At 54.6% G+C, this 22,642-nt stretch carries 17 protein-coding genes; 16 read left to right on the forward strand and 1 reads right to left on the reverse strand.

Going from position 1 to position 22,642, the window contains the following annotated elements:
• The first annotated feature begins 303 nt into the window (after positions 1-303).
• The 15 genes from hslV to P9J64_11900 all read left to right on the forward strand — a co-directional run bounded on the left by hslV (position 304) and on the right by P9J64_11900 (position 19,726).
• Positions 304-834 carry an ATP-dependent protease subunit HslV gene (hslV, locus tag P9J64_11830; GenBank protein MDG5469010.1) on the forward strand — a complete coding sequence of 177 codons (531 nt, stop codon included), beginning with the start codon at positions 304-306 and terminating at the stop codon, positions 832-834.
• Positions 831-2,156 (forward strand): ATP-dependent protease ATPase subunit HslU, encoded by a 1,326-nt coding sequence (hslU, locus tag P9J64_11835; GenBank protein ID MDG5469011.1) that lies wholly within the window; start codon positions 831-833, stop codon positions 2,154-2,156. The genes hslV and hslU overlap by 4 nt, the downstream gene beginning before the upstream one ends.
• An 18-nt stretch (positions 2,157-2,174) precedes the next feature.
• On the forward strand, positions 2,175-3,062 hold the full coding sequence (argB, locus tag P9J64_11840) for an acetylglutamate kinase (GenBank protein MDG5469012.1): 888 nt from the start codon (positions 2,175-2,177) through the stop codon (positions 3,060-3,062).
• 109 nt (positions 3,063-3,171) lie between these two features.
• Positions 3,172-4,368 (forward strand): acetylornithine transaminase, encoded by a 1,197-nt coding sequence (locus P9J64_11845; protein ID MDG5469013.1) that lies wholly within the window; start codon positions 3,172-3,174, stop codon positions 4,366-4,368.
• Positions 4,369-4,400: 32 nt separating this feature from the next.
• A complete protein-coding gene (gene argF, locus P9J64_11850) occupies positions 4,401-5,309 on the forward strand; it encodes an ornithine carbamoyltransferase (protein MDG5469014.1) in 909 nt (302 codons plus the stop codon).
• Positions 5,310-5,368: 59 nt separating this feature from the next.
• The gene (locus tag P9J64_11855; protein MDG5469015.1) at positions 5,369-6,094 is read left to right on the forward strand and encodes an RDD family protein; all 726 of its coding nucleotides are present in this window, start codon (positions 5,369-5,371) and stop codon (positions 6,092-6,094) included.
• A gap of 104 nt (positions 6,095-6,198) precedes the next feature.
• Positions 6,199-7,416, forward strand: a complete 1,218-nt coding sequence (locus P9J64_11860; GenBank protein MDG5469016.1) for an argininosuccinate synthase — start codon at positions 6,199-6,201, stop codon at positions 7,414-7,416.
• A 72-nt stretch (positions 7,417-7,488) separates the two neighbouring features.
• Positions 7,489-7,980: an NUDIX domain-containing protein gene (locus P9J64_11865; protein MDG5469017.1), complete on the forward strand. Its 492-nt coding sequence runs from the start codon at positions 7,489-7,491 to the stop codon at positions 7,978-7,980.
• 40 nt (positions 7,981-8,020) lie between these two features.
• Positions 8,021-9,403, forward strand: a complete 1,383-nt coding sequence (gene argH, locus P9J64_11870; GenBank protein ID MDG5469018.1) for an argininosuccinate lyase — start codon at positions 8,021-8,023, stop codon at positions 9,401-9,403.
• 2 nt (positions 9,404-9,405) lie between these two features.
• Complete coding sequence (locus tag P9J64_11875; GenBank protein MDG5469019.1) at positions 9,406-10,197, forward strand: fibronectin type III domain-containing protein; 792 nt, start codon at positions 9,406-9,408, stop codon at positions 10,195-10,197.
• A gap of 140 nt (positions 10,198-10,337) precedes the next feature.
• On the forward strand, positions 10,338-11,213 hold the full coding sequence (dapA, locus tag P9J64_11880) for a 4-hydroxy-tetrahydrodipicolinate synthase (protein ID MDG5469020.1): 876 nt from the start codon (positions 10,338-10,340) through the stop codon (positions 11,211-11,213).
• A gap of 94 nt (positions 11,214-11,307) precedes the next feature.
• The gene (gene dapB, locus P9J64_11885; GenBank protein ID MDG5469021.1) at positions 11,308-12,111 is read left to right on the forward strand and encodes a 4-hydroxy-tetrahydrodipicolinate reductase; all 804 of its coding nucleotides are present in this window, start codon (positions 11,308-11,310) and stop codon (positions 12,109-12,111) included.
• 95 nt (positions 12,112-12,206) lie between these two features.
• Complete coding sequence (locus P9J64_11890) at positions 12,207-13,442, forward strand: LL-diaminopimelate aminotransferase (GenBank protein ID MDG5469022.1); 1,236 nt, start codon at positions 12,207-12,209, stop codon at positions 13,440-13,442.
• Positions 13,443-13,689: 247 nt separating this feature from the next.
• Entirely contained in the window at positions 13,690-18,255 is a 4,566-nt protein-coding gene (gene gltB, locus P9J64_11895) for a glutamate synthase large subunit (GenBank protein ID MDG5469023.1), read from the forward strand.
• The gene (locus P9J64_11900) at positions 18,248-19,726 is read left to right on the forward strand and encodes a glutamate synthase subunit beta (protein MDG5469024.1); all 1,479 of its coding nucleotides are present in this window, start codon (positions 18,248-18,250) and stop codon (positions 19,724-19,726) included. The genes gltB and P9J64_11900 overlap by 8 nt, the downstream gene beginning before the upstream one ends.
• A gap of 167 nt (positions 19,727-19,893) precedes the next feature.
• Here P9J64_11900 and P9J64_11905 read toward each other — a convergent pair whose 3' ends face one another.
• Positions 19,894-20,376, reverse strand: coding sequence for a GreA/GreB family elongation factor (locus tag P9J64_11905; protein MDG5469025.1), 483 nt, complete (start codon positions 20,374-20,376; stop codon positions 19,894-19,896).
• A 194-nt stretch (positions 20,377-20,570) separates the two neighbouring features.
• On the opposite strand from P9J64_11905, the gene P9J64_11910 reads away from it, so the two are divergent.
• Positions 20,571-22,547, forward strand: coding sequence for a cation:proton antiporter (locus P9J64_11910; GenBank protein MDG5469026.1), 1,977 nt, complete (start codon positions 20,571-20,573; stop codon positions 22,545-22,547).
• The last annotated feature ends 95 nt before the right edge of the window (positions 22,548-22,642 follow it).

A 22,642-nucleotide genomic window follows, 5' to 3' on the forward strand; every position in this document is an offset into this window, starting at 1 on the left:
AATAGATGAACCAAACAGCCGGATTTGCAGCCCGGTCATGGCTAGTCCGGCAGCCTCCAGGACTGGCAAACAGCTGATACAAGTCGGACACCTCCCCCCACCCTGCCGGAACTTTCTCCCAAAGTCTCAGATTGAGTCTTCTACAACTTCATCCCGAATCTTTTCTTTGACCTTTTTTTGTCTGCCATTTCCATCTTGACATCTTGCTTGGCTACAGGCATTTTGCTTTGTCTGTTCGCAGACTTATGTTATATTTTCAATATTTTTCACCAATTTACAGCAAGTTCCTTCAAGGGGTTTAAAATGTTCAGAGGAACAACCATTCTTTGCGTGAGACGGGGAAGCGAGGTGGCGATGGCCGGAGATGGTCAGGTCAGCCTCGGCAACACCGTCATGAAACACACCGCAAGGAAGCTGAGACGCATGTACGATGACCAGGTGATTGCCGGATTTGCGGGCAGTACGGCTGATGCCTTCACCCTCTTCGAAAAGTTTGAGGTGAAGCTCCAGGAATACCGCGGCAACTTGCAGCGAGCAGCCGTTGAGCTGGCCAAGGACTGGCGCAAAGACCGGATTCTTCGGCACCTTGAAGCCTTGCTGATTGTCGCGGACCGTGAAACAACCCTGGTCCTCTCAGGTGTTGGTGATGTCATCGAACCGGAACACGGCATCGCCGCGATTGGTTCAGGGGGCACCTTTGCACAGGCCGCGGCCCGTGCCTTAACCTGCCATACAGAGTTATCCATGGCCCAGGTTGCTGAAGAATCGCTGAAGATTGCTGCCGACATCTGTGTTTACACCAACGATCAGATTATCGTGGAGACCCTGACGTGAACAACTTTACTCCACGTGAAATCGTTTCCGAACTGGATCGCTATATCGTCGGCCAGAACAACGCTAAACGCGCGGTCGCGGTCGCCTTGCGCAACCGCTGGCGCCGTCAGCAGGTTGCACCGGATCTGCGCGATGAGATTGCCCCGAAGAACATCATCATGATCGGCCCGACAGGGGTGGGCAAAACCGAGATCGCCAGACGCCTGGCACGCCTGGCGCAGGCTCCGTTCGTCAAGGTTGAGGCCAGCAAATTCACCGAAGTCGGCTATGTCGGCCGGGATGTCGAGAGTATGGTTCGCGATCTCGTTGAACTGGCGATCCTCATGGTCAAGACCGAAGAAGCCAGGAGCCAGAGGCTTAAAGCTGAAGATCTCGCTGAGGAACGCTTACTCGATCTCCTCCTGCCGGGCGAAAAGAACCTTGAAGAGGCCAAAGACGGTAGCAGCACAACGCGTGACAAGCTGCGCCGCTTGTTGCGTATGGGCGAACTCAACGAGCGCATGGTCGAGATCGAAACACAGGACTCCCAGATGCCGAACATGCAGGTCTTCGGCCCTCAGGGCTCCGAAGACATGGGCATCAACATCAAGGAGATGTTTGGCAACATTTTTCCGAAGAAGACCAAGAACCGCAAGGTGAAGGTCTCGGAAGCCCGCGAGATGCTGGTTGAGATGGAAGCCGAAAAGCTCGTCGACATGGACAAGGTCCAAACCTTGGCCAAGGAGCGAACCGAACAGAACGGCATCATCTTTATCGACGAAATTGACAAGATTGCCAGTCGTGAAGGCGGTCATGGCCCGGAAGTCTCCCGCGAAGGTGTACAACGCGACATCCTGCCGATCGTTGAAGGCAGCGCGGTCAACACCAAGTATGGTCCGGTCAAGACAGACCACATCCTCTTTATTGCGGCCGGCGCGTTCCATGTTGCCAAACCTTCGGATCTGATTCCCGAGTTGCAGGGGCGTTTCCCGATCCGGGTTGAGCTCGACAGCCTCGAAGAGGCTGACTTCGTAAGAATTTTGACTGAACCGAACAACGCCCTTATCCGCCAGTACCAGGCGCTCATGGAGACCGAAGGTATTCATCTGAAGTTCAGCAAAGAGGCGATCGCGGAGATTGCCAAAACCGCGGCCAGGGTCAACGAACGAACAGAAAATATCGGCGCTCGCCGCTTGCACACCATTATGGAAAAGCTGCTCGAGGAACTGTCTTTCAACGCCCCGGAACTTCAGGACAAAGGCCTGTCCATCGACGATGCCTTTGTTCGTGAGCGCCTCTCTGATATTGCCGACAATGAAGATCTTTCACGGTACATCCTGTAATCTGGAGTTTGGCAGATGATGCAAGAACTGATTAATAAAGCAAATGTCCTGGTCGAAGCCCTGCCCTGGATTCGGGAGTTCAATGGCAAAACCATCGTCATCAAGTACGGTGGCAACGCCATGGTTGAGGAGAGTCTTAAAGTAGGCTTCGCCCGTGACATTATCCTGATGAAGTACATCGGCCTGAACCCGGTGGTTGTCCACGGAGGTGGGCCGCAGATAGGAAAAGTTCTTGAGGCCATGGGCATTGCAACCCGCTTTGAACAGGGCATGCGGGTCACCGACGCCCGCACCATGGACGTCGTCGAGATGGTTCTGGGTGGCAAGGTCAACAAAGAGATCGTCGCCAACATCAACAAGCAGGGCGGCAAGGCCGTTGGCCTGACGGGCAAAGACGGTAAACTGCTCACGGCTCGCAAGCTGGAACTGAAAGCGATCAATCCCGACACCCTGACCCCTGAGATCATCGATATCGGCATGGTCGGAGAAGTCGCTAAGATCAATCCCGAGGTCATCTCGGCGCTTGAGGAGGCCAACTTTATTCCGGTGATCGCGCCGGTTGGAGTAGACGATGAGGGCTTGACCTACAACATTAACGCCGACCTGGTCGCGGGCAAAATTGCCGGCGCCTTAAAGGCCGAAAAGCTGATCCTGCTGACAGACGTTGAAGGGGTCAAGGACAAGGACGGCAATCTTTTGAACACCATCGACATCAGCGATGTAAAGGGGCTGATTGATGATGGTACCATTGCCGGCGGCATGATTCCGAAAGTCACCTGCTGCCTTGACGCTATCGCCGATGGTGTTATGAAGAGCCACATCATTGATGGCCGGATGGAACACGCCTGCCTGCTCGAGATCTTTACCGATCAGGGTGTCGGCACTGCGGTCGCAAAGTTCAAGTGAAGCAAGCTGCAAGCTGCAAGCTGCAAGCTGCAAGCTGCAAGCTGCAAGCTGTTAGCTGTTAGCTGTTAGCTGTAACGATAATGATCATTTACTTATATGGAAAGCAACAATGAGCAGTTCGTCAGAGTGGATTAACAGAGCAGACAAACATGTCATGAAAACCTATGGTCGCTACCCGATCGTCGCAGAGCGCGGCGAAGGTTGCCGATTGTGGGATGTTGATGGCAAAGTATATCTCGACTTTCTCGCCGGAGTGGCCGTTAACAATCTTGGCCATTGCCACCCCAAGGTGGTAGAGGCCCTGCGCGAGCAAGCAGGACGTCTGCTGCATTGCTCAAACTTCTATCATATCCCTCAACAGGTTGAGTTGGCAGAGTGGCTCTGTGAGCACTCCTTTGCCGAGCGGGTCTTCTTCTGCAACTCTGGAGCGGAAGCCAATGAAGCGGCCATGAAGCTGGCACGCAAGCACAGCAACGAGAAACACGGTGCAGACCGCTTCGAGGTGATTACCGCCCTGGCCTCTTTTCACGGCCGCACGATCGGTGCCATCAGCGCTACCGGCCAGGAGAAGGTCAAGGCAGGTTTCAAACCGATGCTTGAGGGTTTTAAACACGTCCCCTTTGGTGACGTGGAAGCCATGCGCCAGGCGATCACACCACAGTCCTGCGCCATTATGCTCGAACCCCTTCAGGGTGAGGGAGGCGTCAACGTCGCGCCGTCTGGTTACCTCAAAGCTATCCGCGAGCTCTGTGACGAATTCGACCTTTTACTGATCTTTGATGAGGTTCAGGTCGGCTGCGGAAGAACCGGCACCCTCTGGGCTTATGAGCAGGACGAGGTTCTCCCCGACGTCATGACCCTGGCCAAAGCCTTGGCCGGTGGGCCGCCGATCGGCGCGCTCCTGACTACGGAAGGGCTGTCGGCAAGTCTCGGGCCCGGGACTCACGGCTCCACCTTTGGTGGCAATCCGCTGGTCTGCGCCGCAGCGCTGGCGGCTATGCAGACCATCAACGAGAAAACCCTGCTCGACAACTGCCGGGCAATGGGCGCGTACCTGGCCGAAAAACTCGAGCAATTAAAAGGCAAGTATTCTTTTATCAAGGAGATCCGTGGCCTCGGCCTGATCATCGGCGTGGAGCTCGCCATAGAAGGCGGCCCCCTGGTCATTAAGGCCATGGAGCGCGGCCTGTTGATGAATTGCACCGTCGGCAACGTCTTGCGATTCGTACCGCCACTAATCGTCAACCAAGCAGAGATTGACGAGGCCATGACGATACTTGACGAAGTGCTGGCAACGGCCGGCTGAAAAACAAATAAAACCATGAAGGAGTCATGACTGTGAATAAAGACTTTCTCTGTCTCAGCGACTGGAGCCTTGAAGAACTGGAAACGATCTTCACGCTGACCAGTGAACTTAAATCAAAGCAAAAAGCGGGCACGCCTCACCACCTCTTGGCCGGCAAAACCCTTGGTATGCTCTTCGAGAAAAGTTCGACAAGAACCCGGGTCTCCTTCGAGGCAGGCATGTTCCACCTCGGTGGACACGCCCTGTTTCTGGCTTCAGGCAACACCCAGATGGGCCGCGGCGAGCCGATCAAGGACACCGCCCGTTGCATGGCCCGCTATGTCGATGGCGTCATGATCAGGACTTACTCGCAACAGGCCGTCGAGGAATTTGCCAAGCATAGTTCTGTTCCGGTTATCAACGGCCTGACCGACAGCTACCATCCTTGTCAAATTATGGCAGACCTCTTTACTGTCAGCGAACACAGAGAGAACTATCGTGATCTGACCTACTGCTGGATCGGTGACGGCAACAACATGGCGAACAGCTGGATCAACGCCGCTGCCGTATTCGGCTTTGAACTGCGCGTTGCCACTCCGGCCGGCTATGAGCCCGACACTGCAGTCTGCAAGCGAGCGGCCGATGCCGGGGCAACAATTTTCTATACGAAGGACCCACGCGAAGCCGCACAAGGTGCGCAGGTCCTCAACACCGACGTCTGGGCCAGCATGGGCCAGGAAGAAGAACAGCTGGAGCGTGCCAAAGCCTTTGCCGGCTACCAGATCAACATGGACCTGGTTAACCTGGCTGATCCCGACTGTGTCGTTATGCACTGCCTGCCTGCACACCGTGAGGAAGAGATTACTGATGAGGTCATGGAGAGCCGCCACGCCATCATCTACGACGAAGCCGAGAATCGGTTGCATGTGCAAAAAGCCATTATGGCAACATTGATGGGCTAAAAACCGGAGACACCTGGCGAACAGCATGACAAGAGATAAATTTTCCGCATAGAGACATAATGAATATTATCTGTCCACATTGTAATTTTTCCAAAACCGTTGATCCTGCTCAAGTTCCGGACCGCCCCGTTAAGGTGAGTTGCCCCAAGTGCAAAAAGCGTTTCACTTTTGACAAGAAACTCGAAAAAGGAGAGGCTTCAGCCAATACAGCTACTCCGCAAAAGGATTCTCTGTCATCTCAAGCAGGAGGCTACCAGGGGCGCAGGATTATCTGTAACGCCTGCGGCACGGTACAACCGCCTGCGGCTCGATGCGTACAGTGCGGCGCAACCATCATCGCCACAGCGAGCCCGCTAAACGAGCAAAGCTATGCAGGCTTCTGGGTCCGGGTTCTGGCTTACCTGCTCGACTCGGTTCTACTGATCACGGTGCAAACGGCACTCAGTTTACTGATCAACCTGACCATCGGCATGCTGGGGATTGCCACCGAGGGAGACCCCGCCATCAACACCATCATCTGGCTTTTCGGAGCTGTACTCAGTATAAGCTATGCGGTCTTCTTCACCGGATACTGCGGCCAGACCCCTGGCAAGATGGTGCTGCGCATCAAGGTTATCCGCACCGACGGCAGCCCGATCAACTACGGTCGCGCTGCCCTACGCGAAGTCCTTGGAAAGTTTATTTCCAGCATTCTGCTCGGCATCGGCTATCTCATGGTCGCCTTTGACAACCGCAAGCAGGGTTTGCATGACAAGATCGCCGATACTTACGTTATAAAGCTTTAGGATAAAGGTGAAGGGATCAGGGTCAAAAGAAGCAGATCAAAACTTACCCCTTTACCCTGAGCCCTTTACCCTGAACCATTCATAATCAAAAGGAGCACATTTCAATGTCTAAGCCACAAATCAAAAAAGCAGTCCTCGCCTACTCCGGAGGTCTTGATACCTCGATCATCCTGAAGTGGCTGATTGAAGAATATGGTTGTGAAGTCATCGCCTTTTCGGCAGACCTCGGCCAGGGTGAAGAACTCGACGGCATCCCGCAGAAAGCCAAGGATACCGGCGCAAGCGCCTGCCACATCCTCGACCTGCGTGAAGAATTCGTCCGCGATTTCGTTTTCCCCATGTTCCGCGCCAACGCCATTTACGAAGGACGTTACTTCCTCGGCACCTCGATCGCCCGGCCGTTGATCTCCAAAGCACAGATGGAAATCGCCGCCAGCGAAGGTGCTGACGCCGTCTCTCATGGCGCCACCGGCAAGGGCAACGACCAGGTTCGTTTCGAGCTCGCCTATTATCACTTTGATCCTTCTGTTACGGTCATCGCCCCCTGGCGCGAGTGGGATTTAAACAGCCGTACGGCATTGGAAGAGTATGCCAAGAAGCATGGCATCCCGGTACCGACCAGCAAAAAGAGTCCCTGGAGCAGCGACCGCAACCTGTTGCACATTTCTTTCGAGGGCGACATACTTGAAGACCCCTGGGCCGAAGCACCTGAGCACATGTACGTGCTCAGCGTCGCACCAGAAGAGGCTCCCGACCAAGCGGAATATGTTGAAATTGATTTTGAGAAAGGTGATGCCGTTGCCGTTAACGGCGAACGGCTCTCCCCGGCCAAACTGCTTGCCAAGCTCAATGAACTGGGCGGCAAGCACGGTATCGGCCGCGTCGATCTGATGGAGAATCGCTTCGTCGGCATGAAGAGCCGCGGGGTCTACGAGACGCCCGGCGGCACCATTCTCGAAGAGGCTCACCGCGCCGTGGAATCAATCACCATGGACCGCGAGGTCATGCACCTGCGTGATTCTATAATCTCCCGCTACGCCACGATGGTCTACAACGGCTTCTGGTTCGCTCCGGAGCGCATTGCGCTGCAGGCGATGATTGACCAGACCCAGCAGACGGTCAACGGTAAGGCACGCGTCAAGCTCTACAAAGGTCACTGCCGCGTGGTTGGCCGTGATTCCGACACCAACAGCCTTTTCAATGTCGACTTCGCCACCTTTGAGGCCGATGAAGTATACAACCAGGCAGACGCCGAAGGGTTTATCAAGCTGAACGCGCTACGTCTGAGAATTGCAGCGATGCAGAGAGAAGTGAAGAAATAAAAACAGGATAAGGGGTCGAGGCTAAGGGCACAGGGTTTTCCCTTAACCCTTAGCCCTGCGCCCTGAACCAAAATGGACTTCAAAAAACAGTCGATCAAAACCTCTATCGTCGCCTGCATTATCGACGACCAGAAACGAGTCCTTTTGACCCGGCGCTGCATTGAGCCTTTTTGCGGTCAGTGGGTCATGCCGGGAGGCAAGGTCGATCACGGTGAACCTTTAGCAGAAGCACTGCACCGTGAGGTTCGTGAAGAGGTCGGTCTCGAAGTTCATATCGACGGACTGCTCGATGTTTACGAACACCTTGCCATCGGTGACAACAACGATCACTACGTGATTCTCTATTACCGGGCACACCCATTGACGGTTGAACTGGTACCGAATAATCAGGAAGTCACCGAGGCGGACTGGGTTTCTGCGGAACGACTTGCTAAATATGACATGACCCCCGGCACACGCCATATTCTGGCCCAGATTTACCCTGGCGTACTGCAGGATCCGGGGAATCCGGACGATGAACTGACAAACCGCAATCTGGCTGGAATTATTGACCAACAACCTTGAGCGTAAAAGAGTTCAAGACTGCCTTACTAAAGGGAAAAACATGAGTGACAAACTCTGGGCCGGACGATTCACACAACCAACCGATGCCTTTGTCGAAGAATTCACAGCTTCGATCAATTTTGACCAACGCCTTTACCGCTACGACATCCTCGGTTCTGTCACTCATGCCAGAATGCTCGCCCGGCAGCAGATCATTACCGATGGCGAGGCCGAAACGATCGTTGCGGGCCTTAATGAAATCCTGCTTGAGATTGAATCCGGCAACTTTACCTTCTCTGTCGCCCGCGAAGATATTCACATGAATATCGAAGCACGCCTGATTGAAAAGATTGGTTCGGTCGGTGGCAAGCTGCACACCGCACGCTCAAGAAACGACCAGGTCGCACTCGACGTGCGCCTCTACCTGCGCGATGAAGTTGATGCCATCTCCGCAGCCCTTAAGAAGTTGCAAACGGCCCTGCTTGACCAGGCCGAGGCAAACCTCGATGTCATCATGCCGGGCTACACGCACCTGCAAACCGCACAGCCGGTTCTCTTTGCCCATCACATGCTCGCTTACGTGGAGATGCTGGCGCGGGATACCGGTCGTCTGCATGACTTGCGCAGTCGCCTCAACCTGATGCCTCTGGGTGCCGGAGCCCTTGCGGGAACAACCTTCCCGATTGACCGGGAATGGGTGGCCGAGCAACTCGGTTTTGCCGGTGTCACACGCAACAGCCTCGATACCGTCTCCGATCGTGACTTCGCGCTCGAGTTCTGCAGCTTCGCCTCGATCATGATGATGCATCTCTCGAGGCTCTCCGAGGAACTGATCCTCTGGTCGAGCGCCGATTTTGCCTTCATCGATCTCTCCGATGGCTTCTGCACCGGCAGCTCGATCATGCCGCAGAAGAAAAACCCCGATGTCCCAGAACTGGTGCGGGGTAAAACCGGCCGGGTTTATGGCAACTCGATCAGTTTACTAACGCTTATGAAATCCCTGCCCCTGGCTTATAACAAGGATATGCAGGAAGACAAAGAGCCTCTCTTCGACACCATCGACACAGTCCGTGGTTCACTCAAGGTCTTCGCCGAGATGATCGCCGAGATGAGCATCAAGTCGGAGCAGATGAGGATTGCTGCCGCACGCGGCTTCTCAACCGCCACCGACATTGCCGATTACCTGGTACGCAAGGGCCTGCCCTTCCGTAACGCCCACGAAGTCGTTGGCAAAACCGTGCGTTACTGTGTTGAGAACGCAAAGGATATTCCCGATTTGACTCTTGCCGAGTTCCAGCAATTCTCCGGCGACATCGAATCCGACATTTTCGATTACGTCACCCTTGAAGCTTCTGTGAATGCCCGCACAGCGACCGGCGGAACAGCCCGCTCAGCGGTCGAAAAAGAACTTGGCCTCGCCCGCCAGGCCCTCAAGGAAGGCTAAATATGAGATTTTTGCGTTTGTTTGCTTTCCCCGTGACCTCAATCCTGCGAGCTGCGCTCCTCGTCACCATCAGTTTTTCGCTGGTTGTGTCGCTCTCTGCCTGCGGTAAAAAAGGCCCGGTCCGGCCGAAAATTGCCATACAGTTGAAAGCTCCGACCGATGTCACGCTGCAACAGCAGGGCAACCTTTTCGTCCTCGGCTGGAAAATCCCTTCCGACAATCATGATGGGAGTGCAGAAGACTTGACCGGCTTTATCATCAAACGCCTGACCTACAATGCCACCGAAGACTGCCCTACCTGCCGCACCCCGGAAGAGGAAGTCGCCGAACTTTCAATCAAGGATCCGGCACCAGGCCAAAGAATCGGCGACCGGATTTACTGGCGTGACTTCAACATTCGCGAGGGCACCGGCTACAGGTACGCCATTGTCCCTGTCACCCTTGGCAATATAGAAGCGCCGTTCGCTACAATTCATCTTGAAGTCCGGCAATCACCACCCGCACCCAGCGGTTTGAAAGCGGAATCTGGTGACGGTCAGATTGCATTGCAATGGAACGCACCCACTCTGCCGGAAGGGTTAGAGCTGCTCGGTTACAACCTGTATCGGAGACAGGCCAAACGGCCATTTCCGATTGTTCCTGTCAACGTCAAGCCCTTGCAGGAGACCCAACTGCTTGATCGCGGCCTCGATAACGGACGGGCCTATGAATATCGCGTCAGCGCACTCGTAAGCACCGGCACTCAACAGCTTGAAAGTATGGCCAGCCCTGGTGTGCTGATTACCCCTCAGTGAGGGCCTAGATACGGGCTTTACAAGAGTCTACTGCTATGTTACCTAAGTGCATCAGTGACTTGATTTCAGGAAATTCATACAGCACCAGAGAACGTTCGGACAATGAGATCCGGTCGTCTTCGCCCTTTAAGGAGAGAATCATGTTCAGTGGAGCCATGGTAGCGATCGTCACCCCTTTTGATAACCAGGGGCAATTTGCCGAGGAGACCTATCGTCAGCTGATCGACTTCCAGATCGAAAACGGCACTGACGTTATCGTGCCCTGCGGCACAACAGGAGAATCAGCGACCCTCGATGTTGACGAGCACGAATATGTCATCAAGGTTTGTCTCGACCAGGTCAACAAGCGTGTTCCTGTTATCGCCGGCACAGGTGCCAACAACACGGCCGAAGCCATCCATCTCTCTAACAAGGCCAAGGACATGGGCGCCGATGGTCTCCTGCTGGTCTGCCCCTATTACAACAAACCTTCCCAGGAAGGTATCTTTCAGCATTACAAGTTGCTTGCCGAAGAGGTTGCCTTACCCCAGATTCTCTACAATGTCCCGGGTCGTACCGGCGTTAACATGACCTCTTCGACAACTGTCCGCCTGGCTGAATTCGACAACATCGTTGCGATCAAGGAAGCCTCCGGCAGCCTGACCCAGGTCTCCGAGATTTTGGCGAAAGCCGGTGAAAAGATCGACGTCATCTCCGGTGACGACTTTCTCACCTTCCCGATGATGTGCTGCGGCGCCAAGGGTGTTATTTCCGTCTCCGCCAATGCCATTCCAAAGCAGGTCAAGGACATGGTCGAAGCGGTCCTGAACGCCGACTACATGATGGCTCGCAAGCTGCATCTCGAAATGTTGGACTTTCACAATGCCATGTTTATCGAGTCAAACCCGGTTCCGGTCAAAAAGACTCTGGAACTGATGGGCAAATTGCAGGCGAACGTCCGACTGCCCCTGGTCGACATGAGTGATGAAACCCTTGAGAAGTTAAAAACCGTTTTGAAAAAATATGCCATTATCTGATTGAACCACAGAGATCACGAAGAGCGCGAAGGAAAGAGCCATTGTCATCTCTGTGTTCTTCGTGTCTTTCGTGGTCTATTATTGAGGTTAAAAAATGATCAAAGTTGCTGTAACTGGGGCCGCCGGGCGTATGGGCGGCCGTATCATTACCCTGATTACCGAAGCAGAGGGATTGGAAGTCGCCGGTGCGATCGAAATGGCTGGACATGCCAGGCTCGGAGATGATGCCGGCTATGTTGCCGGTTGCGGTGATCTCGGTGTCGCAATTACCGACTCCCTTGAACAGGCCCTTGCCAGCGCTGACGTCCTCATCGACTTTACCTGGCCGGAAGTAACTATCGGTAACGCCGAAGTCTGCGCAAGACTCGGCAAAGCCATAGTGGTCGGCACAACCGGCCTGAACCCGGAGCAACGCGAAATTATTAAGCGGGCAGCCCAATCCTCACCTGTGGTCTTCGCACCGAACATGAGCGTCGGTGTCAACGTCTGTTTCAAGCTTCTCAAGGATATGGCCGAGACCCTCGGCGAAGGCTTCGATGTCGAGATCGTCGAGTTGCACCACAACAGGAAGAAAGACTCTCCCTCGGGAACAGCCGTGCGCATGGGCGAAATCGTTGCCGATGCTCTCGATCGTAATTACGACGAAGTCGCCAACTATCATCGAGAAGGCATGTGCGGTGAGCGCAGCCAGGATGAGATCGGCATGCAGACCGTGCGCGGCGGCGATATCGTCGGCGAGCACACGGTCTACTTCATCGGCATGGGCGAACGCATTGAACTGACCCATCGCGCCATGAGCCGCGACATGTTCGCCCGTGGCGCCGTTCGCGCAGCCGGTTGGCTGGCAGAAAAACCAGTCGGGCTCTACGATATGCAGGATGTCCTTGGATTGAAATAGAAATAAACCACGAAGATCACGAAGGGAAAGCCGCAGGGCCTTTTGTTCGTGTGCTTCGTGATCTTCGTGGTAATCATTTTTGAAGGAGTTTTAAAATGGCAAGAATTAACGATTCGTATTTAAAATTACAAGCAGGCTACCTCTTCCCTGAAATCGGCCGTCGCGTTAAAGCTTTCACTGACGCCAACACCGACGCTCAGGTTATTCGTCTCGGCATCGGCGATGTCACCCTACCGCTGGCACCGGCCGTTCTTAAAGCCTTCCACGAAGGTGTCGATGACATGGCCAAAGGCGAAACATTCCACGGCTACGGCCCTGAACAAGGCTATGACTGGCTCTCCCGGATTATCATCGACAAAGCTTACAAACAGCTTGGCGTTGACTTGAAAACCTCTGAGGTCTTTATCTCTGATGGTTCCAAGTGCGACTGTGCCAACATTCTCGACATCTTTGACCTTGGCAACAAGGTCGCGATCTGCGACCCGGTGTACCCCGTCTATAACGACACCAATGTCATGGTCGGCCGCACGGGCCAGGCAGACGACAAGGGCTACTATGAAGGCATCCACTACATGCCTTGCACCGGTGCCAACAACTTCACCCCGTCGATCCCGAACGAAAAGGTCGACGTCATTTACCTCTGCTACCCGAACAACCCAACCGGTGCGGTGGCAACCAAGGCGGACCTGAAAAAATGGGTCGATTACGCCCTGGTCAACGACGCTGTTATCCTCTTTGATGCCGCCTACGAGGCCTTCATTACGGAAGCGGAGATTCCTCATTCGATCTATGAGGTCGAAGGTGCCCGCGAATGTGCCATCGAGTTCCGCTCCTTCTCCAAGACAGCAGGTTTCACCGGTGTGCGTTGCGGTCTTGTGGTTGTTCCAGAAGAGTTGATGGGCACCACCGCTGATGGAGCCAAATACAGTTTCAACAAGCTCTGGAATCGTCGCCAGACCACCAAGTTCAACGGCGTCTCTTATCCAGTGCAGAAAGCCGCTGCAGCTGTTTATTCTGATGAAGGCTGGGCACAGGTCAAGGAAACCATCGACTACTACATGGAGAATGCCCGGATTATTCGCGAAGGCCTTACCGACGCCGGCATCACCTGCTTCGGTGGCGTCAATGCTCCCTACATCTGGCTGGAAACCCCTGAAGGCATGACCAGCTGGGACTTCTTCGACAAACTCCTGAACGAGTGTCATGTGGTCGGCACCCCCGGCAGCGGTTTCGGCCCTTCCGGTGAAGGCTACTTCCGCCTCTCGGCTTTTGGTGATCGAGCCAATGTAGAAACGGCGGTACAACGGATCAGAGAAAAATGGGGCAAATAATTCTCAACAAGACAATCAAAGTCCCTTTTTGACCGACCATCAAAGTACTAAAGCCCCGCACTCATCTGGTGTGGGGCTTTAGTCTTGTGGAGAGCTGCATGACTGATACACTCATGTGTATTGACAAAATCTGCTGTCCACGTCATATTTTCTGATTATGCTCACTCCGGTCTCCTGTACAGGAGGGCAAAATTCTAAGTAGAAACAGAAGCCCATGCTTCCGTTCCCCAATAGCCGAGGACCAACCATGACAAACCATATAGGGATGCCGCCCGCACAAGGCCTTTACGATCCAGCCAACGAACACGATAATTGCGGTGTCGGTTTTATCGCTAACATCAAAGGCCGCAAAAGCCACTCTATCGTCAAGCGTGGCATTGAAATACTTTGCAACCTGACCCATCGTGGTGCCGTGGGTGCCGACCCTCTGGATGGTGACGGCGCTGGCTTGATGATCCAGACCCCTGAGGCCTACTACCGCGAGGTCTGTGATTTCGAGCTGCCAGAGACTGGTAATTTCAGTGCCGGCATCGTATTCCTGCCTCAAGACAAAGCTCGCCGCGAAACGTGCATCGAGGTGTTGAACCAAGAGCTGGAACGAGTCGGGTGCTGCGTCCTTGGCTGGCGTGACATCCAGACCGATGGCAAAACCATCGGCCGCAACGCCCGCTCTGTAGAGCCTAAGGTCATGCAAATCTTTGTTGGACGGGGTGACGTCGATCTGCCACGCTTCGAACTGATGCTTTACCTGGCGCGCAAGCGCGCCGAGAATACTATCCGCAACGAGACACTTGCCGGCGCTGAACTCTTCTACATTTGCTCTCTCTCCAGTCGCACCGTCCTTTATAAAGGCATGCTGCTCTCAGAGCAGCTGGACACCTTCTTTCCGGAGCTGGCGGATGAACGTCTCGTCAGCGCCATTGCCTTTGTTCATCAGCGCTACAGCACCAACACCTTCCCGACCTGGGACCTGGCCCAACCCTTTCGCTATGCAGCTCACAACGGCGAGATCAACACCCTGCGTGGCAACATCAACCGTATGCGCGCCCGAACTGCGCTGTTTGAGCATTCCCAACTGGGAGATGCGGTTAAGGATCTGGATCCGATCATTATCGAAGGAAGTTCTGACACCGCCTGTCTCGACAATGCCCTCGAGCTCCTTTTGGTAACCGGCCGAAGTCTGGCCCACTCTCTTGCGATGCTGGTCCCAGAGGCATGGGTCTCCAAGGCTCACCTGCGCAAGGAGGTGAAAGGCTTCTTCGAATACCATGCAACCATGATGGAGCCCTGGGACGGCCCGGCCAACATTGTGGCCTGCGACGGCCGACAGGTCGTTGCCATCCTCGATCGCAACGGGCTGCGCCCGGCCCGCTACTGGGTCACCAGCGATGACGAGATTATTTATGCTTCGGAAGCCGGTGTCCTGGAGATTGCCCCGGAAAAGATCCTTCGTAAAGAACGTCTGGCCCCGGGCAAGATGATCCTGATCGACGTTGAAACAGGAGTTTTCAAGGAAGACCACGAAATCAAAGGCGACCTTGCTGCAGAACAGCCTTATGCTTCGTGGGTCCGCGACCAATTAATCTCTCTCGATGACCTGCCTACACCGGCACCCAGACGACTCCCCCGGCGCGATGAATTTAAGCGCAGACAGGCGAGCTTTGGCTACACCCTGGAAGAGATGCGTGAGATCATGGCGCCAATGGCCATCAACGGTCAGGAGCCAGTTAGCTCGATGGGTACCGACACTCCGGTTGCAGTTCTGTCTAAGCAAAGCAAACTTCTCTACTGGTACTTTTCTCAGCTCTTCGCCCAGATAACCAACCCTCCGATTGATCCCCTGCGTGAAGAAGTGGTCATGAGCCTGGTGCAGTACCTGGGACCGGCACGCAATATCCTCATGCCTGGGCCGGAGCACTGTCGGATGCTCGAACTCGACCACCCGGTTATTACCAACGATGTGCTTGAGCAATTACGCCATAGCGACATTGACGGTTTCCGTGGCACGACACTGAACACTCGCTTCTCCTCGGAGCAGGGATCCGGGGCCCTTGAGCAACGCCTGCAGGAACTTTTCGTCGAAGCCGAGGAGGCGATCGATGCCGGTCGCACCATTCTGGTGCTCTCTGACCGTGGTGTCAGCGCTGACAAAGCACCGATTCCTGCACTTCTGGCACTTTCCGGGATCCATCACCACCTGATCCGGGTCGGCAAGCGCAGTCAATGCTCACTCGTCGTAGAAACTGGCGAGGCCCGTGAAGTCCATCATTTTGCCCTACTGCTTGGCTATGGTGCTACAGCGGTCAATCCCTACCTCGCCTTTCAGACTCTTCAAGATATGGTCCTTCTGGGGATGCTGCCAGGCCAGGATGGCAACAAACATGCTGACGAAGAAACCGACATCGTCTATCACTACATCAAGAACTACATCAAGGCGGTCGGCAAGGGCCTGCTCAAAGTCTTCTCAAAGATGGGAATCAGCACCCTGCAGAGTTACTGCAGCGCACAGATCTTCGAAGTTGTCGGTCTGGACCAGGATTTCATCAGCAAATACTTTCCAGGCACCGCCAGTCGCATCGGTGGCGCCGGACTGAATGAGATCGCAACAGAGAGCTTGATACGCCATCGCAATGCCTACGCCGAGCAGGTGGACCCCAACCGTGGCCTGGAACGAGGCTCAGAATACTCCTGGCGCCGTGAGGGGGAAGCCCACCTCATGAATCCGGAGGTTATCGCTCTGCTGCAGCATGCCGTGCGCTCCGGAAATCGCGACGACTTCAGTCGTTATTCTAACCTGGTCGACAATCAGAGCGAGCAAATATGCACGCTGCGTGGCCTCTTCAAGTTCAAGAATCTGAAGCCATCGATACCCCTTGAAGAAGTCGAACCTATCAGCGCCATCATCAAGCGCTTCTGTACCGGAGCCATGAGCCTCGGCTCCATCTCTGAAGAGGCCCACGAAACACTGGCCATCGCCATGAATCGTCTCGGCGGCAAATCCAACACCGGAGAAGGCGGCGAAGACCCTCGCCGTTTCACCCCGGACGCCAACGGCGATTCACGCCGCAGCGCCATCAAGCAGGTCGCTTCAGGACGCTTCGGTGTCACACCCCACTACCTGGTCAACGCCGACGAGCTGCAGATCAAGATCGCCCAGGGCGCCAAGCCCGGAGAGGGAGGGCAGCTGCCCGGTCACAAGGTCAGCGAGTACATCGGAGAGTTGCGCTTCAGCGTTCCCGGCGTCACCCTGATTTCGCCGCCGCCGCATCATGACATCTACTCGATTGAAGATCTTGCACAGTTGATTTTCGACCTTAAAAACTGCAACCCCAAAGCCGACATCACGGTCAAACTGGTGAGTGAAGTCGGCGTCGGCACCGTTGCAGCAGGGGTCAGTAAAGGCCACGCTGAGCGCGTCATCATTGCCGGCCACGATGGCGGCACCGGCGCCTCACCAAGCTCTTCGATCAAGCATGCCGGCATCCCCTGGGAAATCGGTCTGGCAGAAACTCAGCAAACGCTGGTTCTCAATGACTTGCGCGGCCGTATTATCGTGCAGACCGATGGTCAACTGCGCACCGGTCGCGATGTCATCATCGCGGCGCTGCTCGGCGCCGAGGAATATGCCTTTGCCACCGTGGCACTGATAACCGTGGGTTGCATTATGATGCGCAAATGCCACCTCAACACCTGCCCGGTTGGTGTTGCCACCCAGGACAAGGCCCTGCGCGCCAAATTCACCGGCAAGCCAGAACACGTGGTCAACTATTTCACCTTCCTCGCCGAAGAGGTCCGTGAATTAATGGCCGATTTGGGTATGCGAACATTGGACGAGCTGATCGGTCAGACGCAGTACCTGGAGATGGACGATGCGATCAAACACTGGAAGAATCAGGGCCTTGATTTCTCGCGCATTCTCACCAAGCCCGATGTCGATAGCGAGGTTGCCATCCGACGCATTCAGGGACAGGAACATGGACTGGAAGGTCAACTCGACAACCAGTTGATCAAGCTCGCGGCACCGGCGTTGGAACACAAGGAGAAAGTGTCCATCGAGATGCCGATCCGCAACTCCAACCGGACCTTCGGCACCATGCTCTCGGGTCAGGTTGCCATGCTCCATGGCCGCGAAGGGCTCCCCGCAGGCACCATCAACATCAAGCTGAACGGCATTGCAGGCCAGAGTTTCGGTGCCTTCCTGGCACCAGGCATTGACCTGGAGTTGATCGGCGAAGCGAATGATTACGTCGGCAAAGGGATGGCCGGTGGACAGATCATCATCCACCCCGACCCCAGGGCCCCCTTCGTCTGGCATGAAAACTCGATCGTTGGCAACACCGTTCTCTATGGTGCCACTGGCGGCGAGGTCTTCTTCGCCGGCAAAGCTGGTGAGCGCTTCTGCGTTCGCAACTCTGGAGCCACTGCAGTTGTCGAAGGCACCGGGGATCACGGCTGTGAATACATGACGGGGGGTCATCTGGTCTGCCTGGGTCGTACCGGACGAAATTTCGCTGCGGGCATGTCCGGGGGCTTTGCATACGTTCTGGATGAAGACAATCGTTTCCGTCGCCGCTGCAACCAGGCCATGATTGATCTCGAGCAGATGTCGGACGAGGACGAGGATGCCCAATGGCTGCAGGACATTATCACCAAACATCACCAACTGACTGGCTCGCCTCGTGCAGCTGAGATTCTCACCAACTGGAATGATTCTTTGCCGCGTTTCGTTCGCGTCTTTCCCCGTGAATACCGCCGGGTACTGACCGAACGGGCGAGCAAGACTAATAAAGAGAAGGAGGCCACCCATGGGTGACCCACGCGGATTTATCAAACACGGCCGGCGTGACAAGACATTACAACCAGTCAACGCCCGCCTGCAGCATCATGAAGAGCAGTATGACTACCCCAGAGAAGAAAAGGTCAAGACCCAGGCCTCTCGTTGCATGGATTGCGGGGTTCCTTTCTGCATGACGGGCTGCCCTCTGGGCAACCTGATTCCTGAGTGGAACGACCTTGTCTACCGTGGCCAGTGGAAACAGGCACTTCAGGCCCTGCATGCCACAAACAACTTTCCGGAGTTTACCGGCCGGGTCTGTCCTGCGCCCTGTGAGACCTCTTGTGTCCTCGGCATCAACGAACCTGCGGTAACGATCAAACTGCACGAGGTCTCCATCGTCGACAAGGGCTTCGAAGAGGGCTGGATTGTCCCTCAACCACCTTCCCGACGCAGCGACAAAACCGTTGCCATCATCGGCTCAGGCCCTGCCGGTCTGGCCTGTGCCCAACAGCTGAATCGTGCTGGCCACAACGTGACCGTGATTGAAAAAACAGACCGTGCCGGAGGTCTGGTGATGTATGGCATCCCCCATTACAAGTTGCGCAAAGAAAAGGTCCAGCGTCGCATCGACCTTTTGCAGGCGGAAGGGCTTGAATTCCGCTATTCCTGTGAAGTCGGTAAGGATGTGGAGTTTGATGAGATCAAGTCTGAATTCGATGCAGTCGTTATTGCCACGGGTGCAGAAGAGCCACGGGATCTGCCCGTCGACGGCCGCGACCTAGAGGGCATTCACTTCGCAATGGAGTTTTTACCTCAGCAGAATCGTGCCAACTGGGGAGACAGTAATATTGCCGCCCTGCACCAAAAAAAGCAGACGATCAGTGCCAAAGGAAAAAAAGTTATTGTCATAGGTGGCGGTGATACCGGTTCGGACTGCATTGGCACGTCGATGCGCCAGGGAGCCACCAGCGTAGTCAACTTCGAGCTTCTCGAGCAGCCCCCGAAACAACGCAGCGCCGACAACCCTTGGCCACAGTGGTCACGCATCATGCGTGTCAGCACTTCGGTTGAGGAGATGCAAGTTATGGGTGGTGAGGTTTTTTATGAAATCATGACCACACGCTTCCTTGGCAGGGGAAAAACAGTCACCGGGCTCGAGACCGTCAAGGTCAAATGGGTCGATGGCCGTCCAGAAAAGGTCGAGGGGAGTGAGCATATCTGGAAATGCGACCTCGTCCTCCTGGCGATGGGTTATCTAGGGCCGCGCTCGGAGTTGGTTAAACAGTGCGGCTGCGAAACGGACTTGCGTTCCAACATCAAAACCGATCCCAACACCCGCATGAGCTCGGTCGATGGCGTTTTTGCAGCCGGCGACTGTCGTAGAGGTCAGAGTCTGGTGGTCTGGGCCATCAGCGAGGGACGCGAGGTCGCCCGCTGCGTCGACACCTACCTGACCGGTGCAGAGAGTTTATTGCCCAAGGTACGATTGGAGCCCTTCGTTTACTGATCCGGTCACCAGGGTTTAATGGACGACATATTGAGAGCAACAGATTAAGATCTGTTGCTCTTTTGTCTTTCGGAAAGCGAAAGGCAACACCGGCGGTTTCAGGTTTTTAATTATCAAGAGAAGAGCAACAGGTCGTTACTCTATTACTATCAAATGACTAAAAGGATTTAAGAAACATCAATAATGGTGAAAGTTTTTTGCCCCTTACCTTGCCCAACACGCACCTCCTCGTCACAGACTCTCCCAAGCAGAGCTTTTCCCAAAGGCGACTCAGGAGTAACAACGATATACTCCTCGTCACCATCAATGAGCTTCAACCCACCAGCTTCAGGACCAAGAAACACTTTCCTGCCGTTGCCATTCACGTCTTCGAGACTGACTAAAGCAGTCAAACGAATGGGTGCCTCCTCGTCAAAGGGTTTAGCCACCAGAGCCTTGTATGTCTCCAGGGCGTGACGGATTTCCTGAGCACGATTGGCTTGTCCCTGCGCCACATAAGACGCCTCAAGGCCGGTCGTGTCGTACTTGTTGTCAGGAAGACACTCTTCATGAGTGGCCGCCGCATGAGCTTTGCGGGCGGCCTCGGTCAGAATTTTAAGATCTTCTGTGAGGAGGGCTATGATCTTATTTAAAATCAGTTTTTTATTCATATAGAAAGCTTCTCACAGTCGCAGGGTGGGTTGCAAGACAGGTCATCTTCAATAAATGTCATAGTAATAATTGATAGAAACCGATAATCGGCAGAGCCGATAACCATTTCAAATTACATTCCGCAATGTTTTTGGTAGATTGTAATAGTTGTTAGCTTTCCGCACACCTGCACTCACTGAACAGAGGCCAAACCATGACTGAGCTGACCGCTCTTCAAGACATCCTTATCCTCCTTTGCCTCGCTCTGCTCAACGCATACGCCTTTAGCCTTCTGCGTCAATCACCAATTGTCGGCTACCTCACCACCGGACTGCTCGTAGGCCCCTATGGTTTCCACCTGGTTACCGGGCACCACGAAGTCGAACTGGTTGCCGAGGTCGGAATTGTTCTGCTTCTCTTCACTATCGGACTGGAGTTCTCCTACGATCGAATTTTGCGCCTCAAGAAGCTGTTGCTTTCAGCCGGCGTCACGCAAGTGGCCTTAACCGGGGCAACTGTATTTTGCATAACCCTCCTGTTTGGAGGAAGCATGGTTTCCGCCACGATTCTCGGTATGGCAATGGCCCTGTCATCAACTGCAATCGTCTTGAAATTACTCCTTGAACGCGGCGAAGTTGATGCAGCACACGGTCGCATGGCGCTCGGCATCCTGCTGTTTCAGGACCTGTGCATCATCCTCTTCATTGTTGCCCTGCCCCTTCTTGGCGAAACAGATCAAGACTTTACGATCTGGGCTCTGGTTAAAACCGGCTTGATTCTGTGCTCTCTCTACCTGTTCGTCCGTCATCTTCTCAAGCCTCTGCTGCGCATCATCCTGAGCACCCGTGCTCCAGAGCTTTTTCGCCTGACGATTATCGCTGTGGTTCTCGGCACCGCCTGGGCAACGGCCCATGCAGGCCTGTCGCTGGCGCTTGGAGCTTTCCTGGCGGGATTGGCTTTGGCAGAATCAGACTCCTCCCATCAGGTCATGGCTGATATTATCCCCTTCCGCGATGTTTTTCTGGCCGTCTTCTTCATCTCAGTCGGCATGTTGGTCGACATCCAGCTGTTCATGAGCAATTTGTGGCTTGTGCTTCTCTGCGTGGTCCTGCTCAGCCTGACCAAAGCCGTGACTGGAACGCTCGCAGGTCTGATGGCCAACCAGCCTCTACGTACGTCCATGATCGCAGGATTGATGACCTTCCAAGTTGGAGAGTTCTCTTTCATCCTGCTCGAGTCAGCCCAGGAGTTAAAACTGATTCCTATTCAAACCTATCAACTCGCGCTTTCAGTTGTCGCCTTAACGATGATGTTGTCACCCCTGATGTTTCGTCACGCCCATAATATCTCAGATCGCCTCTCGTCCCTGTGGAGCGGAGCCGCTGATCGCCCGATGACAGAGGATAACGAGCGCACTGCCAACCTCGAGGGACATGTTGTGATCGCGGGCTACGGAGTGGCGGGCAGGAACATCGCGCGCACCTTACGCGAGATTCGCATTCCCTACATTCACATCGAAATGAATGGTGAAATGGTGCATCAGGCACGCAAATCAGGTGAGATCATCATTTATGGCGATGCAACGGCACCGGCGGTTCTGGAAGGGGCGGGAATCCACAAGGCACGAGCCATGGTCCTTGCCATTAACGACCCCTCGGCTTTAGCCCGGGCCATCCCAACAGCACGAGAGCTGAACCCCGACTTGTACATTCTGGCTCGCACCAACTTCGTTGCCAGCATTGAGCAGCTGGTGCGGCTGGGAGCCGACGAAATCATTACGGATGAATTCGGAGCCGGACTTGAGATGTCGACTTTCCTGCTACGCCAGCTCGACATCCCCGAAGGTCGGGTCCTGAAGATTCTCTCCTCCTTGCGCGAGGAGCATCATCAGCGCTACAAACAACATGACAAGCCGACCAGAAACCTGACCGGCTACCTGTCTGTACTAGAGGGCGGAGAGATTGAGATTCAAGCGGTTCCGGACGATTCCCCCTGCCTTGGCAAGAGCCTTGCCGAACTCAACTTTCGCGCCGTAACCGGTTGTAGCGTTATGGGAGTGATTCGTCAGGAGAGGGTCGATTACAATCCCACGGCAGAATTGCGCCTGGAAGTCGGTGACACCCTTATGCTTCTGGGCGAAGAGGGGGGGATTATTAAAGCTCGCAAGTTATTGCATGGAAATCTCATTTAAAAGTTTTTCCTCCTGCTACAAAAACCTGGAGGATATTTTAACCGGATCTTCCCCAACCTTTCTTGTATGACCCGATAGAAATTCCTGCTCAAGAG

This window comes from Deltaproteobacteria bacterium IMCC39524 (assembly GCA_029667085.1).
GTDB lineage: Bacteria > Desulfobacterota > Desulfuromonadia > Desulfuromonadales > BM103 > M0040.

Excerpts from the sequence above, each read along its gene's own strand:
- P9J64_11845 (MDG5469013.1), top strand. The coding sequence starts at position 3,172 with ATGAGCAGTTCGTCAGAGTGGATTAACAGAGCAGACAAACATGTCATG.
- gltB (MDG5469023.1), top strand. The coding sequence starts at position 13,690 with ATGACAAACCATATAGGGATGCCGCCCGCACAAGGCCTTTACGATCCA.
- dapB (MDG5469021.1), top strand. The coding sequence starts at position 11,308 with ATGATCAAAGTTGCTGTAACTGGGGCCGCCGGGCGTATGGGCGGCCGT.
- P9J64_11890 (MDG5469022.1), top strand. The coding sequence starts at position 12,207 with ATGGCAAGAATTAACGATTCGTATTTAAAATTACAAGCAGGCTACCTC.
- P9J64_11855 (MDG5469015.1), top strand. The coding sequence starts at position 5,369 with ATGAATATTATCTGTCCACATTGTAATTTTTCCAAAACCGTTGATCCT.
- P9J64_11860 (MDG5469016.1), top strand. The coding sequence starts at position 6,199 with ATGTCTAAGCCACAAATCAAAAAAGCAGTCCTCGCCTACTCCGGAGGT.
- P9J64_11910 (MDG5469026.1), top strand. The coding sequence starts at position 20,571 with ATGACTGAGCTGACCGCTCTTCAAGACATCCTTATCCTCCTTTGCCTC.
- argH (MDG5469018.1), top strand. The coding sequence starts at position 8,021 with ATGAGTGACAAACTCTGGGCCGGACGATTCACACAACCAACCGATGCC.
- P9J64_11900 (MDG5469024.1), top strand. The coding sequence starts at position 18,248 with ATGGGTGACCCACGCGGATTTATCAAACACGGCCGGCGTGACAAGACA.
- P9J64_11905 (MDG5469025.1), bottom strand. The coding sequence starts at position 20,376 with ATGAATAAAAAACTGATTTTAAATAAGATCATAGCCCTCCTCACAGAA.
- argB (MDG5469012.1), top strand. The coding sequence starts at position 2,175 with ATGCAAGAACTGATTAATAAAGCAAATGTCCTGGTCGAAGCCCTGCCC.
- P9J64_11865 (MDG5469017.1), top strand. The coding sequence starts at position 7,489 with ATGGACTTCAAAAAACAGTCGATCAAAACCTCTATCGTCGCCTGCATT.
- dapA (MDG5469020.1), top strand. The coding sequence starts at position 10,338 with ATGTTCAGTGGAGCCATGGTAGCGATCGTCACCCCTTTTGATAACCAG.
- hslV (MDG5469010.1), top strand. The coding sequence starts at position 304 with ATGTTCAGAGGAACAACCATTCTTTGCGTGAGACGGGGAAGCGAGGTG.
- P9J64_11875 (MDG5469019.1), top strand. The coding sequence starts at position 9,406 with ATGAGATTTTTGCGTTTGTTTGCTTTCCCCGTGACCTCAATCCTGCGA.